15 protein-coding genes and 1 CRISPR repeat array are annotated in these 16,077 nt (G+C 72.0%); of the genes, 7 read left to right on the top strand and 8 right to left on the bottom strand.

The features are described from left to right. From LO763_RS04265 to LO763_RS04250, 4 genes are all read left to right on the top strand, one after another. Window positions 1-1,335 (top strand): type I-E CRISPR-associated protein Cas7/Cse4/CasC, encoded by a 1,335-nt coding sequence (locus LO763_RS04265; RefSeq protein ID WP_230600704.1) that lies wholly within the window; start codon window positions 1-3, stop codon window positions 1,333-1,335. After that, entirely contained in the window at window positions 1,332-2,141 is an 810-nt protein-coding gene (gene cas5e / locus LO763_RS04260) for a type I-E CRISPR-associated protein Cas5/CasD (RefSeq protein WP_230600703.1), read from the top strand. The genes LO763_RS04265 and cas5e overlap by 4 nt, the downstream gene beginning before the upstream one ends. 4 nt (window positions 2,142-2,145) lie before the next feature. After that, the gene (locus tag LO763_RS04255) at window positions 2,146-2,922 is read left to right on the top strand and encodes a type I-E CRISPR-associated protein Cas6/Cse3/CasE (RefSeq protein WP_230600702.1); all 777 of its coding nucleotides are present in this window, start codon (window positions 2,146-2,148) and stop codon (window positions 2,920-2,922) included. A 21-nt stretch (window positions 2,923-2,943) separates the two neighbouring features. Further along, a CRISPR array of direct repeats spans window positions 2,944-4,313; the repeat unit is 28 nt; unit sequence GAAAGCCCCGCACCCGCGGGGATGAACC. 93 nt (window positions 4,314-4,406) lie between these two features. After that, window positions 4,407-6,101, top strand: coding sequence for a DUF2264 domain-containing protein (locus LO763_RS04250; protein ID WP_230600701.1), 1,695 nt, complete (start codon window positions 4,407-4,409; stop codon window positions 6,099-6,101). Between the two features lie 114 nt (window positions 6,102-6,215). Here the strand turns inward: LO763_RS04250 and LO763_RS04245 are convergent, their stop codons facing one another. Further along, window positions 6,216-7,049 (bottom strand): helix-turn-helix domain-containing protein, encoded by an 834-nt coding sequence (locus LO763_RS04245; protein ID WP_230600700.1) that lies wholly within the window; start codon window positions 7,047-7,049, stop codon window positions 6,216-6,218. Between the two features lie 140 nt (window positions 7,050-7,189). Between LO763_RS04245 and LO763_RS04240 the strand changes: the two genes are divergently transcribed. After that, window positions 7,190-7,942, top strand: a complete 753-nt coding sequence (locus LO763_RS04240) for an NADPH-dependent F420 reductase (RefSeq protein WP_230600699.1) — start codon at window positions 7,190-7,192, stop codon at window positions 7,940-7,942. A 47-nt stretch (window positions 7,943-7,989) separates the two neighbouring features. Here the strand turns inward: LO763_RS04240 and LO763_RS04235 are convergent, their stop codons facing one another. Both LO763_RS04235 and LO763_RS04230 read right to left on the bottom strand, forming a co-directional pair. Further along, window positions 7,990-8,637: a response regulator gene (locus LO763_RS04235; RefSeq protein WP_230600698.1), complete on the bottom strand. Its 648-nt coding sequence runs from the start codon at window positions 8,635-8,637 to the stop codon at window positions 7,990-7,992. Continuing rightward, window positions 8,634-9,809: a sensor histidine kinase gene (locus tag LO763_RS04230; RefSeq protein ID WP_230600697.1), complete on the bottom strand. Its 1,176-nt coding sequence runs from the start codon at window positions 9,807-9,809 to the stop codon at window positions 8,634-8,636. The genes LO763_RS04235 and LO763_RS04230 overlap by 4 nt, the downstream gene beginning before the upstream one ends. Window positions 9,810-9,939: 130 nt before the next feature. Here LO763_RS04230 and LO763_RS04225 point away from each other — a divergent pair, with 130 nt between their 5' ends. Continuing rightward, window positions 9,940-10,806 carry a hypothetical protein gene (locus LO763_RS04225; RefSeq protein WP_230600696.1) on the top strand — a complete coding sequence of 289 codons (867 nt, stop codon included), beginning with the start codon at window positions 9,940-9,942 and terminating at the stop codon, window positions 10,804-10,806. On the opposite strand, the gene LO763_RS04220 is transcribed toward LO763_RS04225, so the two are convergent. The 3 genes from LO763_RS04220 to LO763_RS04210 all read right to left on the bottom strand — a co-directional run bounded on the left by LO763_RS04220 (window position 10,742) and on the right by LO763_RS04210 (window position 13,508). Further along, on the bottom strand, window positions 10,742-11,596 hold the full coding sequence (locus LO763_RS04220; protein ID WP_230600695.1) for an arylamine N-acetyltransferase family protein: 855 nt from the start codon (window positions 11,594-11,596) through the stop codon (window positions 10,742-10,744). The genes LO763_RS04225 and LO763_RS04220 overlap by 65 nt on opposite strands. A gap of 162 nt (window positions 11,597-11,758) precedes the next feature. Then, a complete protein-coding gene (locus tag LO763_RS04215; protein ID WP_230600694.1) occupies window positions 11,759-12,187 on the bottom strand; it encodes a hypothetical protein in 429 nt (142 codons plus the stop codon). 85 nt (window positions 12,188-12,272) lie between these two features. Continuing rightward, a complete protein-coding gene (locus tag LO763_RS04210; RefSeq protein ID WP_230600693.1) occupies window positions 12,273-13,508 on the bottom strand; it encodes a DUF6236 family protein in 1,236 nt (411 codons plus the stop codon). 234 nt (window positions 13,509-13,742) lie between these two features. Between LO763_RS04210 and LO763_RS04205 the strand changes: the two genes are divergently transcribed. After that, window positions 13,743-14,567, top strand: a complete 825-nt coding sequence (locus tag LO763_RS04205; protein WP_230600692.1) for an SAM-dependent methyltransferase — start codon at window positions 13,743-13,745, stop codon at window positions 14,565-14,567. 179 nt (window positions 14,568-14,746) lie between these two features. Here LO763_RS04205 and LO763_RS04200 read toward each other — a convergent pair whose 3' ends face one another. Together LO763_RS04200 and LO763_RS04195 are read right to left on the bottom strand one after the other, a co-directional pair. Continuing rightward, window positions 14,747-15,565, bottom strand: coding sequence for an SAM-dependent methyltransferase (locus LO763_RS04200; protein ID WP_230600691.1), 819 nt, complete (start codon window positions 15,563-15,565; stop codon window positions 14,747-14,749). A gap of 168 nt (window positions 15,566-15,733) precedes the next feature. Further along, complete coding sequence (locus tag LO763_RS04195) at window positions 15,734-16,027, bottom strand: hypothetical protein (RefSeq protein WP_230600690.1); 294 nt, start codon at window positions 16,025-16,027, stop codon at window positions 15,734-15,736. Between the last annotated feature and the right edge of the window lie 50 nt (window positions 16,028-16,077).

Below are 16,077 nucleotides of genomic sequence, written 5' to 3'. Positions count from 1 at the left end.
GTGACGAACCGACTCTTCCTCGACCTCCACATACTTCAGACCATGCCGCCCTCCAACCTCAACCGTGACGACTCCGGCAGCCCCAAGGACGCCTTCTACGGCGGGGTGCGGCGGGCCCGGGTCTCCTCGCAGTCGTGGAAGCGGGCGACCCGCCGCCACCTTCTCGCCGAAGTGCCCCCCGAAGACCGATCGATGCGGACCGAACGGCTCCAGGAGGCGATCACCGAGCGTCTGTGCGCCGGTCGCGAAGGGGACGAACAGCACGCGGCGACCGCTGCGGTCCTGGCCCGAGGAGCGGTCGCGACCCTGACCGACAAGTGGAAGTCGTCCAACCGCGAACGCACCGCCTACACGTTCTTCCTCCAACGCAGCGGCGTCGAGCAGGTCGCGGCCGTGTTGCAGGCGCAATGGGCGGTGCTGGCGGAGACGGCGCGAGACGTCCGTGACGCGAAAGAGCGCGAGCTTCTCCAGACCAAGCGCAAGAAGCTGAAGAAGGAGGCGAAGGACCCCAAGGCCGGCGCTGACGCGAAGCTCACCTCCGCCGAACTCCTCAACGCCGCCGACGCGGCGACCGCGGCCCTGGCGGAGGCCTTGAAGACCGAAGGACTGTGGGACTTCCTCGTCGGCCGCCCCTACCCGCCCGAGATCGCGCTGTTCGGGCGCATGGTGGCCGATCGGACCGAGTTCAACGTGGACGGGTCGGTGCAGGTCGCGCATGCGTTGTCGACCCATGACACGAAGGTCGAGTTCGACTACTTCACCACTGTCGACGACTTCCGGTCCGGCGGCAGCGGAGACGTACTCGATTCAGGTCTTTCCAAGGGCGGGCCCGCGACGATGCTCGGCACCGTCGAGTTCAACGCCGCCACCTACTACCGGTTCGCCACGATCGCGGTCCACCAGCTGTTCGACAACCTCGGCGCAGCCGAGGCCTCTGTGGATCCGACCGCGAAGGTCACGAAGGACTTCATCAGGTCGTTCGCCCTGTCGATCCCCTCGGGCCATCAGAACACGTTCGGCCACACCACACGCCCGCACCTCCTCGTGGTCTCGGCCCGAACCGACGCCCCCGTCAACCTCGTGACCGCCTTCGAACGACCGGTCTGGGAGACCGACGGCAGGGCGGCGGCTTCCATGGTCCGTCTCGCCGACGAGCACGACGACGTCGAGGCCAGCTGGGGTAGTCCCGCCGCGAAAGTCCTCGCGACCTACATCGCGAGGGGGGACAAGACCCGTGGCCGGTTGGCCGAGGCGTTCGGCGACTCCGTTCCGCTTCCAGAGCTGCTGGACGAGATCGAGGCGTACACGGCTGCGGCGTTGCGCGAGGCGGCATGAGCGTCAGTGTCCTGTTGCTGCGCCTCGCCGGTCCGCTTCAATCCTGGGGCGATCGTCCCGCCATCGACACCCGCATGACCGGGCGGGCACCGACCAAGTCCGGCGTGATCGGCCTGCTGGGAGCGGCCCTCGGTCTGGAGCGAGGAGCCGACCTCGAACCGTTGCGCGAGTTGAGGATGGGTGTGCGCGTGGACCGGCGCGGCAAGCTGCTGCGCGACTTCCACACCGCTTCCAACTACGAGTGGACGGGGCCGAAGAGACTGCAACCCAAGAACCTCCCGAAGTCGGAGGTCAACGCCTCCGGGATCCAGCAGCTGCGGACGGGGAAGGCTCCGATGACGACCGTGCGGACATGGCGTTACTACCTCCAGGACGCCTCGTTCCTGGTGGGGCTGGAAGGCGGGCGGGAATTCCTGGGCCGCCTGGACGAGGCGGTACGGCGGCCCTGGTTCCCGCTGTCGCTGGGCCGACGCTCGTGCCCGCCCGCCGGGCGGATCTCGCTCGGCGTCCGGGAGGGCGAATCGCTGGTCGCGGTCCTCCGAGAAGAACCCTGGGCCCCGAGGACGAGGAGCGAGCGAGCCGCAGGCGACGAGATCGAGCTGGAGTTCGTGTGGGAGGACGAGGAGGGCGGGGAAGTGGTGCGAGACGTACCGGTGAGCTTCGCGTCGACTGAACGGGCTTGGAGGGAGCGGGTGGTGACGCGCGATTCGCTGCCGGTCAAAGTGGCGGGCAGTCCGGCCACGGCGCCGCTTGCGAGTCCGAGCCCTGTGGACGCCGAGCACGACCCCCTTTGGTGGACGGAGTGACCTCATGCCGTTTATTTCTAGACTGCCGCTCGACGTGGCCCGGCCCAGAACCCGTGCGCTGCTGCGAAACCCTCAGCAGATGAAGAACGAGGTCCTCGAGGCGATCAAGGAGGGTGACGGATCGGAACGGTTCCTGTGGAGGCTCGATGTCGAACCGGGGAACCGGTTGGCGCTCTTCGCGGTAACGGAACGGACCCGGCCGGAATGGGGTGCCTTGTGGGAGGCCTGCGGCAGCGAGGAGGAGCTTGCGCGGTTCGCGGTCCGCGACTACGAGCCGATGCTGGGCATGTTGGAGACCTGGCAAGAATATGCGTTCAAGCTGACCGCGAGCCCGACCTACAGCGAGCCGCACCCGGCGGGGCCGACTTCGGAATCGGGGGGCGCCGAGGAAAAACGGCCCAGGGGCACTCGCCGACCGATCAAGAGCCGAAGCGAGCAGCTGAACTGGCTGCTCAGGCGGGCTCCGGGCGCAGGCTTCCGGGTTGCCGAGATCGAGCTGCCCAGCGGCTTCCTGGATGAGGAGCCGCAAGCGGTCCCTGATGTGTTGTTGTCGGACACGGAGGTGAAGAGCTTCAAGAAGGGGGATTCGGTCAAGCCCGGCGCCAAGTCGATGGTGACGATTCGGAAGGTGACCTACACGGGCAGGCTGGTGGTGGAGGACGAGAAGTCCATAAGACGTGCCTTGATCCACGGCTTGGGCTCCGCGAAGGCCTACGGAGCGGGGCTCCTGACACTCGCCAGTCTCAAGTGGATAGAAAAAGAGAATAGGGTTTCGAGGTGACAGACATGCAGGTCAAGAAGTGAAAGCCCCGCACCCGCGGGGATGAACCCTCCATTGCGGACCCGTGGAGGGAGTCGAGCACGAAAGCCCCGCACCCGCGGGGATGAACCCCATTCGCCGTTGCCGGCCCGCTGGGTCCAGGCGAAAGCCCCGCACCCGCGGGGATGAACCCCGAACCACTCGACCGGCTGGCGGACGATGCGGGAAAGCCCCGCACCCGCGGGGATGAACCGCACTCAACAACCTCCGCGACGCGGTCGCCCAGGAAAGCCCCGCACCCGCGGGGATGAACCGACGTTGCCGCCGGAGGTGCGTCGGTTGCCGCGGAAAGCCCCGCACCCGCGGGGATGAACCACGACCACCCGGCAGGGCTCCCTCCGAGCGACTGAAAGCCCCGCACCCGCGGGGATGAACCCTCGTTGACCGTGTAGGGAGTGCCGTGGTGCAGGAAAGCCCCGCACCCGCGGGGATGAACCTTGAGGGCGATACCCTTTTGGGGCGGTTGTGGTGAAAGCCCCGCACCCGCGGGGATGAACCGATGCCCGCCCGCGAAGCACTCGAGCTCGGGCGGAAAGCCCCGCACCCGCGGGGATGAACCGCACGTCCGGGAGCACGCCCGCACGTAGTCGTTGAAAGCCCCGCACCCGCGGGGATGAACCTGGCACCGCATCTGGAACGAGGAGGAGAACCATGAAAGCCCCGCACCCGCGGGGATGAACCGCACGTCCGGGAGCACGCCCGCACGTAGTCGTTGAAAGCCCCGCACCCGCGGGGATGAACCCCGCTCGCGCTGGTCGTCGGTCATCTCCTCGGCGAAAGCCCCGCACCCGCGGGGATGAACCCTCGCGCCCCGCGCAGCAGAGACCCGACACCGCGAAAGCCCCGCACCCGCGGGGATGAACCCGCGGCGAGGACCCGGTGGCTCCGGCTCCAGAGGAAAGCCCCGCACCCGCGGGGATGAACCCGTGTCGGGGTCCCAGGCGACGATCTTCCCGAAGAAAGCCCCGCACCCGCGGGGATGAACCCTTGACCTCGAACGCCCGCTCGACGCCCTCGCCGAGAGCCCCGCACTCGCGGGGATGAACCCAAGCTCACCGCCGACATGCTCATGAAGCTCAAGAGAGCCCCGCATCCGCGGGGATGAACTCCGGACCCAGGCGAGGACGCACAGTGCGACGCCGAGAGCCCTGCATTCGCGGGGATGAGCCGATGAGCGGGTGCGGATGGATGGCGGTCATCGAGAGAGCCCCGCACTGGCGGGGGTGAGCCTCGGTCCTGCGTGGGGATCAGTGCTTCGATGTTGAAAGCCCCGCATCCGCGGGGATGAGCCGGTGAAGGCCTCGGCTAGGCGGCCGGCCTTGGTGAGAGCCCTGCGCCCGCGGGGATGTACCGCCCGCGTAGGTGTTGACGATGGAGCGGTCATGTTCGGCCCCGCAGGGGCGGGGGCTTGCAGCGGTTGGCTCGCGTTGATAGCGTCTGCCAGCGTGACTTCTCCGCTTCGCACGTTCGGACCGCTGGAACAGAGCTACACCGGTTGGGCCTCGGCCGCGCTCCAGATCGGGCGGCCCGCCGCCGATCTGGCCGCCCAGGGGCCCGACGCCATGCCGGTCACCATGTCGAACCACTCCCATACCGAGGACTGGTTCGAGCTGCTCACCCGTCCCCTGTGGGGCCTCGCCGCCGCCAAGGACGCCGTCCCCGACGAGGTGTGGGCGTCCCTCGCCGCGTCCCTCGCCCGCGCCCTCGACCCCGACGACCCCTGGTACGTCGGCGACCCCGCCGGCGGCGGCCAGCGCATGGTCGAGGCCGCCTCGGTCGGCCAGGCCCTCGCCCTCGCCCCGGAGAAGCTCTGGGAGCCCTTGGGCCCCAAGGCGAAGGACAAGACCGCCGCCTGGCTCTCGGCGGCCTACCTCGGCCCGGTCGCCGACACCAACTGGCACTACTTCCCGGTCTTCGCCGGGCACGGCCTCAAGCGGCTCGGCGTCGCGCACGACCCCGCGGTGGCGGCCTCGCACCTGGAGCGCATGGGGGAGATGCTCCTGGGCGGCTCGGTCTACGAGGACGGCCCCGGCGGCCGCGTCGACTACTACAACCCCTTCGCGTTCCACACCTATGCGCTGCTCAATTTCAAGTTCTCGGGCGACGACCGGTACGTCGAGCACGCCGCCGCGTTCGCGCGCCGGTTCGGGTCCTGGTTCGGCGCCGACGGCGCCGCCGTCCCCTACGGCCGCAGCCTCGGCTACCGCTTCGCCCAGGGCTCCCTGTGGGCCGCCCTCGCCGCCGCCGACGTCGAGGCGGTACCGTGGGCCGAGGCCGCCGGGCACGCCCGCCGCCACCTCGCCTGGTGGTGGGACCAGCCCATCCTCGACCCGGCCGGGCGCCTCACCGTCGGCTACCGCTACCCCAACGACGCCGTTGTCGAGCAGTACCTCACCGCCGGCTCCCCTTGGTGGGCCATGAAGATCTTCACCGGCCTCCTCGCCTCCGCTGCACATCCCTTCTGGACCGCCGAGGCCGCCGCGCCCGGCCCGGTCGTCCAGCCGCACAAGGCCGCCCGGGCGGTGCACGTCCGCGACCGCGCGGGCCACGTGACCCGCCTCAACGGCCAGGCCTGGCACCCGTGGGCCCGCGGCGGGCAGGCCTCCTACGGCAAGCTCGCCTACTCCTCGGCCGCCGCGTTCTCGCACGCCGCCCCCGGTCCCGGCCTGGAGTTCGCGGTCCCGGACGGGGCGCTCATGCTCTCCGAGGACGGCCGCCACTGGAGGGGCCGCGAGGACTCCGACGAGGGCGAGATCGACGAGAGCGGCGTCCTGACGGTCAACTGGCAGCCGTGGGAGGACGTCACGATCACGACCTCCCTGGAGGCGGCCGTGGACGGCTGGCACGCCCGCATCCACGTCATCGAGACCGGCCGGACCCTCTACACCGGCGAGGGCGGCTGGTGCGTGCCGAAACCGGGGAGCACCGCCGACGCCGACGGGTCGAAGGCCGTCGCGACCGGCGGGGGCCTGCGCTCGGAGATCATCGACGGCACGGGGGAGCGGGAGGCCGCGGTCATCGAGCCGATCCAGGGCACGCACCTGTACTGGCCGGCCACGATGCTGCCGGTGCTCAGGGGCGTCCTCGAACCGGGCCGATACGTCCTGAAGTCTCTGATATATATCGGGTCCGAGGTTTAGCACCTCGTTCTCGGCCCGGGTCCGCTCACATGTCGAAGAAGGAGCGCGGCGGCGCCGCGCCCTCACCGAGGCGAACGGCGATCCGCACGCGGCAGGGCCCGGCGCCGTGCGGTTCTACCGGCCGCCGAGCCGGCGCAGCGCCTCGTCCGAGGCCGAGCCCGGTTCGGCGGCGAACAGGTCCATGCCGTAGCAGGAGGGCCTGTCGGGCAGGGAGATGCGCTCGCCGTGGAGGGTCAGCTCCCCGACGACCGGATGGCGGAGCACATAGGACCGGGTCCGCAGCCGCGCGACCGGGTGCTCCGCCCACATCCGCGCGAAGTCGGCGCTGAGCGCGCGCATGTCCTCGATGTGCGCCGCGATCGCGAGGCTCCCGGTGTACCGCCCGTACAGGAACCGCAGGTGCGCCACGTGGTCGCGGGCGGCGTCCTCCCAGCCCTCGCCGTGCAGGTCGCGCGAGTGCGCTCGGGTGAACAGCAGGTGCGAGAACGTGCGCCGCTGGGGCGGCAGGGCGGTGAAGTCCCCGAAGACGGCGAGGGCGAGGTCGTTCCAGCCCACGATCTGGGTCTGCGGTCCGAGGAGCAGCGCAGGGGTGAGCGGGAGGGACTCCATCAGGAACCGCAGCCCCGCCGGGACGTCCTCGGCGTGCTTCTCGGCGACCGCGCACGGCCTCGGGCGGCGCGCGATCGAGTGGAGGTAGGCCAGTTCGTCGGGGTCCAGCCGCAGCGCGGCGCCGATCGCGTCGAGGACCTCGTCCGAGACCTGCTCGCCCCGGCCCTGCTCCAGCCGCGTGTAGTGGGCGATGCTGACGCTTGCCAGCCGGGCCAGCTCCTCGCGGCGCAGTCCCGCGACCCGGCGCGTCCGGCCGTAGTCGCGGAGTCCGACGTCCCCGGGCCGCAGGCGGGCCCGCCGCGATTTGAGGAACTCGCGCAGCTCGGTCCGGTGGTCCATGCGGCAACCGTACTCCGGCGGATTCCCGCGGGCCGTGGGTGATCACGCCGTGAGTAGGCAGCGCTCGGCTCTGGCGGGGGCGGGCGGGCCGCGCCAGGCTTCGTCGGGGAAACCGATCTTCGAGCGAATGGAGCAAGGCAATGCCCGGAACCACCGGAACCGTCGGACTCATCGGCAGCGGCATGATCGGCGGCGCCGTCGCGCGCCTCGCCGTCGCGGCGGGCTTCACGGTCGTCCTCAGCAACTCCCGCGGCCCCGAGACGCTGGCGGGCCTGGCCGCCGACCTGGGCCCCCGGGCCCGGGCGGCCACTGCCGCCGAGGCCGCGGCGGCGGACCTGGTCGTGGCTGCTGTTCCCTTGACGGCCTTCGACCGGCTCCCCGCCGAGGCGCTGGCGGGCAGGACCGTGCTGGACACGGCGAACTACTACCCGCAGCGCGACGGCCACCTCCCGGTGCTGGACGATGGCGGGCTGACCTCCAGCGAGCTGTTGCAGCGCCGCCTGCCGGGGGCGCGGGTCGTCAAGGCCTTCAACAACATCGCGTTCAGCCACATCGTGGGCCTGGCCCGGCCCGCGGGGGCGGGCGACCGGAGCGCCCTGCCGGTCTTCGGCGACGACGCCGCGGCGAAGGCCGAGGCGGTGCGGTTCCTCGACGCCCTCGGCTGGGACGCGGTGGACGCGGGCGCGCTCGCCGAGAGCTGGCGCAGCGCGCCGGAGACGCCGGTGTACGTCCGGCCCTATCTGGAGGAGCTGCCCGCCGAGGGGGTCGCCGACTTCCTGGCGTGGGTGGCGCGGACCTCCGGTTCGCCGGTCCCGGCGGGGGAGGTCGCCGGGCTGGTCGAGAAGGCGGTGCGCCTGCCCGCGGGCGAGACCAGGCTCCCGAGCCGCCCCTGACGGGCGCTCGGGCCCAGTCGGCAAGGGGCTCCTGTCCGCCGGCCGTGTCAGTGCTCGGCGTCTCGGGCCAGGAGTGCGATCTGGACCCGGTTCTCGAGGCCCAGTTTGGTCAGGACGCGGCTGACGTGGGCTTTCACGGTGGTCTCGGTCATGCCGAGCTCGCGGGCCGCCTGCGTGTTGGAGCGGCCTCGGGCGACTTGGGCGACCACGGCCCGCTCGCGCGGCGTCAGGGCCGACAGCCGGTCCCTCGCGGCGCGGGCGGCCGCGGGAGCGCGCTGCGCGTAGGCGTCGATGAGGCGGCGGGTGACCGAGGGGCTGAGCATCGCGTCGCCGGAGGCGACCGTGCGGACGGCCTCGGCGAGGGCGTGCGGCGGCGTGTCCTTGAGCAGGAACCCGGCCGCGCCGAGGGTGAGCGCGGTGTGGACGTAGTCGTCGAGGTCGAACGTCGTCAGCACGATCACGGCGGTGGCGACGTTGCGGTGCGCGAGTTCGCCGAGCACGCTGAGGCCGTCCATGCCGGGCATGCGGATGTCGACCAGCGCGACGTCGGGGCGGGTGGCGGTGATCGCCGCGAGGGCTTCGCGCCCGTCGCCGGCCTCCGCCACCACCTCGATGTCGGCGGCGGGCCGCAGCACCATGCGCAGGCCGGCGCGGACCAGCGGCTCGTCGTCGGCGATGGCGATGCGGATCGTCATGGCGCCCTCCGGTCGGCCGCCGCTGTCGCGCGCGGGAGTTCGACGGCCAGTTCGTAGCCGCCGCCGGGTCGGGGCCCGGCCGTCATGGTCCCGCCGAGCAGCGTCGCCGCCTCGCGGGCCGCCACGAGGCCGGTGCCGGTGCCGGGCAGGGCCTCGACCGGCCGCGGGGGCGGTGCGTTGCGGACGCGCAGCGCGACGAGATGGGGCGCGCAGTCCACCTCGACCACCGTGGGTGCGGCGCCCGCGTGCTTGTGCACGTTCGTCAGCGCCTCGCGCGCCGTCCGGTACACGGTCCGGGCCAGCGGCGTCGGCACCTCGTCGAGTGAGCCGGTGCAGTGCAGCGAGACCGGTACGCCCGCTCGGGCCGAGTCCGCCACGAGCCGCTCCAGGTCGGCCGAAGGTGTCAGCGCCGGTTCGGCGGCGCGGAGGACGCCGAGGACGTCGCGCAGCTGCTCCAGGGCCTCGACTCCGGTCGCGCGGATGAGTTCGGCGGTCTCGGCGGTCTCCCTGTCGGTCGCGTTGACCTCGAGCCCGCCCGCGTGCAGGACCATCAAGGAGACCCGGTGGGCGACGACGTCGTGCATGTCGTGGGCGACCCGCGCCCGCTCCTGGGCCCGGGCCCGCTCGGCCGTGGCCTGCTGTTCGCGTTCGAGCCGTTCGGCGCGCTCCCGGGCCTCGGCGAGGACCTGCCGGCGGGCGTGCAGCCACAGCCCGAGTGCGAACGGCAGCCAGACGAAGAGCAGCGCCGTGCCGAGGGCGCCCTGTAGTGCGGCGCCGGGTCCGGCGGCTCGCAGTGCGAGACCGGCGATCGTCGGCAGCACCGCCCACAGGGTGCCTGCGAGGAGGTACCCGGCTCGGCTTCCGGGGCGGCGCAGCCGCCCGGCCGCCGCGAAGGAGGCGATCGCCAGGCACGCGTTCGCGCCGGTGGCGTCGATGAAGGGCGCCGCGGCCACGACCGCCGCCAGCGGCCAGACGGCGGGCGCCCGCCACAGGGCCGCCGCCGTGGCGAGCGCGAGGAGCAGCGCCGCCCACGGGCTCGGGGCCGCGCCGGTCGAGTCGGCGAGATGCCCGGCGGGGCCGGTGTCGCCGGGCAGGAGCGCCGCGCCGCATACCAGCGCCGCCGCGGCCGCCGCGAGCGCGGGCCGTCGCATCCGGGCCGGGACCGTGATCATCCGCCGAGCCTAGCCGCGCCCGAACCGGTCGGCCTCCTTCCGGGGCATGAGCCCGACCCCCTACTAAAGCGACCTCCGGCCGGATCGTTCGGCAGATGCCGCGGCGGCCCGTTCTCCCGATGCTGGAGGCATGACGAGACTGCAACGCCTTCAAGCCTGGTCGACCCCCGCCCGCCACGACGCCGACACCTGGTTCCCCGGGCCGCTCATCGGCGGCGCCGCGCTGGTCGCCGGGCCCGCGCTCTGGTTCCTGGGCCTGCTCTTGCGCTACCTCCCGGCCCATTCCGACCTGCTGACGCCCGAACGCTGGGCGGACCTGCGCGACCGCCCGTTCGCCGCCCCGATGACGCTGGCGACGTATGCGGCGAGCCCCGGCTGGGTGCTGACCGGGTTCGCCGTGTTCATGCTCGGCGCGCTCGTCCTCGCCTTGGCCTATCCGGCGCTGGCGCGGGTGGTCGCCGCCGCTTCGCCGCGTCTGGGCTGGTGGGGCGCTTCGCTGGTGGTCCTCGGCCTGTTCTCGCGCCTGTACTGGGGCGGGGTGGAGCAGGCCGCGTTCGTCATGGCCGAGCAGGCGGGCGCCGAGGCCGCCGCGGACTTCGCCCTCGGCTCCTACGCGACGCTGTCCTACGGGCCCTGGAGGATCGTGGTCTGGTGCGCGGCCCTGTCCTACCTCGGCACCCTCCTCCTGGTCGTGGGGGCCTACCGGGCCCGGGTCTTCGGCCTCGCCCGCTGCGCGGTCCTGCTGTGGGCCGGCTCGATGTGGGTCGGCGCGCTCAAGGAGAGCCACCTCCTCGACGTCCTCGCCGCGGCCGCGGCCTGCGCCGTCCTCGTCCCGCTCGGGCTCCGGCTGCTCCGCGGCCGCGCTCTCGACGGTGTGGGGGACGCCGGGCGCAGTGCCGTCCGCTGGTGGTTACCGCCGGGCGCTCCCGGCCTCAGCCGGTCGTCTCCGGTTCGGGCGGGATCGCGGCGGTCACCCGCTTCGCCTCCTGCTCGGTGAGTTCGAGGCCGAACCGCTCGGCCAGTGTCGCCGCGTACTGGTCGTCAGCGATCTCCCGCGAGGTGTCGCGGCGGTCCCGGTCGGTCTCGGCGAGGGTGCGGCCGAGGAGCCTGAGCTCGGTCTCCGGGCCGCGCTTGACGACGACGGGCCGGCGGGTGAACGGCGAGCTCGGGCTGGTCGAGGTGCTCTCGTTGGCCAGTGCCACGTCCACCGGGTACGTGGCGTCGGGGATGAGGGTGTACATCGTCTCCCACTGCCCGGCCCGCAGCTCCTGGACCCGCCGGTCGCCGTCGGCGAGCGGCTCGGTGACGCGGTAGGTCCATCCGCCCTGTTCGGAGACGGCGGCGCGGTCGACCGGGAGCGGCTCGGCGGCGCCGGAGCCGAAGCCGACGTCGCCCAGCCAGGTCCGGCCGTCGAGTTCGACGAGGGCGACGAGGTGCGAGCGCGGGCGGGCGTGCTCGAGCGGGTCGCCGATGCGGATGAGCTGTCGGCGCACGGGGACGCCGATGCGGTCGAGGGCGGCGGCGAACAGCAGGTTCATCTCGTAGCAGTAGCCGCCGCGCCGGTGGTGGACGATCTTCGCCGCGATGTCGGCGAGCGCGACGCCGGGGCCCGTGCCGAGCATGATGTCGAGGTTCTCGAAGGGCACGTTGGCGATGTGGTGGCGGTGCAGGGCGGTGAAGGTCTCGAGGTCGGGGCGGAGCGGGCCGCGGTAGCCGATGCGTTCGGCGTAGGCGTCCAGGTCGAGCGCGCCGGTGTCCCATCCGGTGCCGGTGGTGTTCGTGGCCATGTCGTTCCTTCCGCTGGGTCCGCAGACCGGTTGACGGGGCCAAGGCTATGGGGCGGGCGCGCGATCGCCATCGGTCCGGCGGCGTAGGGGCCCTCGTCGGCAGGTCGTAGGGCCGTCGTCGGCCCGGGCGGGGGCGAGACGGCGCCGCGCCGCCGGTGCCGTTCAGGACTCGACGCGCTCGTAGGTGAGGTCGAAGTCCTTCCGCCAGGTCTCGCCCTGGTCGTCGGAGGCCTCCCAGCGTCCGCGGATCAGGTCGGGTCCGACTTCGGCGATCCACCGCTGGTGGAAGTCGGGGTCCTCGCGCACCAGCGTCCAGCGCGAGTCCTCGAAGGTCATCGCGAAGACGCGGCAGACGCCGCGGTCGTCCTGGTAGAGGGCGGTGTAGGCGTCGTTGGCGTCGCTGCGGCCGAAGACGACGGTCAGGTCGCCGTCGAGGTCGCACTTCATCACCACGAAGGCGTCGCCGAGCCATTCGATCTCGGCCGATCCGTAGCCCTCGGCGCCCTCGGGTTCGAGGAACCAGGCGTCCGACAGGGTCAGCTTCCAGGAGCCGACGAGCCCGTCGAGCAGTTCGAGCTTCTCATTCCTCATGGCGCCGCGTCCTCTCATCGTTCGTGCGGGTCCTTGTGCACGGGTAGACGAGGCGGGGCGGCGGAACTCATCGGTCCGGGCCGGTTCAGCGGGGGCCGAGGAGGCGGCGCAGCAGGTCCGGGCCGGAGAGTCCGCGCTCGACCCTCCACAGGTAGCTGACGGGGGCGTTGCGGAGGTGCTCGGCCCGGTTCACGCGCCAGTTCCGGTACCAGGTCGCGATGCCGACCGCGGCTCCCGCTCCGGCGACGACGGGCTGTCCGGCCGCCCACCCGGCCGCCAGCGTCGCGGCGGCGGGCACTTCGAATTTGATCGAGGCCGCGCCCAGGGCCGTCTCGACGCCCAGGCCGCGCATCGCCCGGCGCAGTTCTCCGAGCGGCCGCTCGATTCGTTGCGCGACGGTCTCCTTGAGGTACGCCTCGATGAGCGCGGGTCGGCGGACGCTCTCCAGCTCGGCGGCGAGCTCCTGCCCGGTCGCGGTGATCAGGGTGCGGAACGCGTCGAGTTCGGCGCCGTAGCGCTTGCGGACCGCGATGATCCGCTCGATCGGGATGCCCTCCGGGTCGCGGGGGATCGCGACGTTCAGGGCGAGCATGGCCAGCTGCGCCTGGGGATCGCCGTCCTGCCGGGGATCGTGGAGGTCCTCGCCGAGCAGTGCCGCGGCGAAGCGGGTGGGGGTCCATGCGCCGCAGGCGGTGTAGGCCGAGGCGTCGTCGGAGACGGGGGTGAGCCCGTCGTCGTGGGCCATCTCGTCGGCGAGCATGCACATGTAGGCCCAGGCGAAGTTCGGGTGGACCGCCGCGTAGGCGCCGCTGTCGTCGAGCGCGGCCAGCCGGTTGTCCACGAGGCTCCGGCGCAGCATGTGGTGGACCTTGGTGCTGTGCAGGCCGATGAGGCGGTGGAACGACTCGGGGGCGGGGGCGTCGACGGGCTGCGGCCAGCGGCGGGTGGGGTCCTCGATCCGCACGGCGTCGCCGAGGTCGGGGAAGCGGTACTCGATCCGCTCCTCGCCTGCGCTGGAGGCGCCGCCGATGGTGCGGACCACTCGTTCGGGTATGCGGTACCGGTCGCGGATGCGGTCGCCGTGCATGCCGAGCGCTTCGAGCGCCTTCGTTCCCACGCGCTGGAGCGCCGACTCGCCGGGTCCGAGGTCGAGTATGAAGTCGAGTTCGTCTCGGAGCGTCCGGGCCTCGTGGTTGCCCTGGTCGGTGTAGCCGCGCGGTGCGATGCGCGCCATGCGGGGCCAGTAGAGGGCGGCGGTCTTGAGCCAGTTGCGGTCGTGGAAGTGCGTGTAGGGGTAGTAGAGCGCGATGGGATGGAGCACCCGTCCATTGTCTCCCGATGTGCCTTCGCCTGCGGCGGTGAGGGCCTGGCGGTGGCCTGGGTTGCGTTCGCGGCTCGGGCGGGTTCGCGGCGGGTCCGGCGCGGCGGAGTCCTGAGTCGTACTCGCTGTCCGGCGCGCGGGGCCGGAAGTCGGTAGCGTGGTGGCCACACCCCTGCGGGGCCGGGCCCCGCGCCTCCGATCCGACGTTCGCCGCTCGCGGCGGGAAGGCAGGCCATGCACCACCACGACATCGAGCTGCCGCCGGACACCGACCCGACCGTCCCGGCCACCGCGCGCGTGTACGACGCGCTGCTGGGCGGCACCGCCAACCTCGCGGTCGACCGGGCCGCCGCCGACGTGTTCGCCCAGCACATCCCGCAGGCGCGCGAGTGCGCCCGGCTCAACCGCTCGGCGCTCATCCGCGGCGTGGAGTACCTGGTGCGCGCCGCGGGGATCGACCAGATCATCGACATCGGCTGCGGCCTGCCGACCGAGCAGAACACCCACCAGGTCGCCGCGGGGCTCAACCCGGAGGCGAAGGTCGTGTACGTCGACCACGACCCGGTGGTGGTCGCCCACGCCCGGACCCTGCTCGCGGACGACGACCGCGCCATCGTGATCGAGGCGGACCTGCTCGATCCCGTCGACCTGCTCTCCCGCGCCGAACTGCGGTCCTTCCTGGACTTCGAGCGGCCGATCGCGCTGCTGATCGTCGGCATGATCATGCAGATCAGCGACGAGCAGCGCCCCGACGACGTCATCGCGACCCTCATGGACGCCCTGCCCTCGGGCAGCCACCTGCTGCTGACGTCCTGGCCGGACACGGGCGAGTCGGAGCAGGCGGCCCTGTCGGCGGCGTGCCTCGCGACGCTCGGCAACGGCTGGATCCGCCCGATCGCGGCCCTGGAACGCCACTTCCAGGGCATGGCGATGGTCCCGCCGGGACTGGAGTACATCCCGCGGTGGTTCCCCGAGGACCCCGACCGGCCCGTCGCGGACACAGCGGCGCTGGAGCCGTACGAGCGCACCCAGATGGCCGGGATCGCCAGGAAGGCGTGACCGCGGCCCGCCCGCACCGGCAGGCGCGGGCGGGCCGGTGTCCGAGACGGCCGCCGTGACCGGACGCCGATCACCGCCGCAGACGGATTTCACCCGATCGAGTGAGGCGGGGCGGCTTCCCCGGGAACGGGAACGGCGCGCAGGGCCTCCTGCGCGCCGTCCGTATCGCCGGGTCGAGGTCAGGCCTTGTAGCCGATGCCGCCCATGAGGATCCGCTGGTGCGGCTCCAGCTCCTCGGGGGCGGGGACCTCCTTGTCGGGCTCCTCGGGGAACCAGCGGGCCAGGAAGTCCAGGCCCGGGGGCACCAGGGGCAGGCCCAGGAAGTGCTCGGTGATCCGCTCGGGGGTGCGGATCCAGCCGTTGCCCAGGCTCTCCAGCCCGGCCTGCTCGATGGACTTCTGGAGCGGTTCGCCGGTGTCGACGAAGTCGGTGATGAACAGGTAGGAGCCCGAGGGGCAGGCGTCCATGATCAGGCGCACCCACTCGTCGGCACCCTCGTTGTCGTGGAAGTGCATGTGCAGGCCCACGAACATCAGCCCGATGGGGCGGGTGAAGTCGAGCATCTCCTTGACCTCGGGGTGGTCGAGGATGCCCTGCGGGTCGCGCAGGTCGGCCGTCACCACGGTCGTGGAGTCGTTGGTGGCCAGCAGGGCCCGGCCGTGCGCGAGCACGATCGGGTCGTTGTCCACGTAGACGACCTTCGCGCCGGGGTTGACCGCCTGGGCGACCTGGTGGGTGTTCTCCATCGTGGGCAGGCCCGCGCCGATGTCGAGGAACTGGTCGATCCCCTTGTTCGCCATGTACTGCACGCCCTTGACCAGGGCGGCGCGGTTGTCCTTGGCGCAGTCGCCGGCGTTGGGGACGTGCTTGAGGTACGCCGCGGCGCCCTCGCGGTCGGGGGCGAAGTTGTCCTTCCCGCCCAGCAGCGCGTCGTAGACGCGGGCGATGGTGGGCCGGGAGATGTCGAAGTCGGGTTCGAATGCCGTGTGCTCTGCCATCGGGCCTGCCTCTTCTCCGAAGGAACGATGCGCACATCCTACGACTTCGATCACACTGCCGCGCTTTGGGATCAATCACTCCAGACACGGCAGGCGCATACGTCAGCAGATGAAACACGAAGTGCCAGAAGCATCTTCGTTGACACCGGTCACACCGGATCGCGCCGGTCAGCCGGACCAGAACTCCGCGCCGAGGCGGGCGAGCTGGTCGCGCTGGAACCGGTCGAGCATCCGTTCGTACCGGTAGTTGAGGTACAGGCCCGGAGGCTCGGCGTCGACGCGGAAGACATTCCCGAACCAGCGGGCGGGGACGCCCTCCTCCAGCTCCCACACCTTCACGAACCGCTCACCGAGGACGGTCGTCATCTGGAGCTTGAACTCCAGGAACTCGATGTCCGCGACACGGACCAGGCCGGAGGCGGCGACATCGGGATACCCCTCGGGGGGCGCGTCGGGAGTCATACCGAACCGGCCCTTCCGTGCAGGGGATGACAAGGCGGCCCCCATCATCG

The organism is Glycomyces amatae, from assembly GCF_020991375.1.
In the GTDB taxonomy this organism is placed as follows: Bacteria; Actinomycetota; Actinomycetes; order Mycobacteriales; family Micromonosporaceae; genus Glycomyces; species Glycomyces amatae.
Note: the sequence above shows the minus strand (reverse complement) of the source record. Positions and strands in the feature narration are given on the sequence as shown.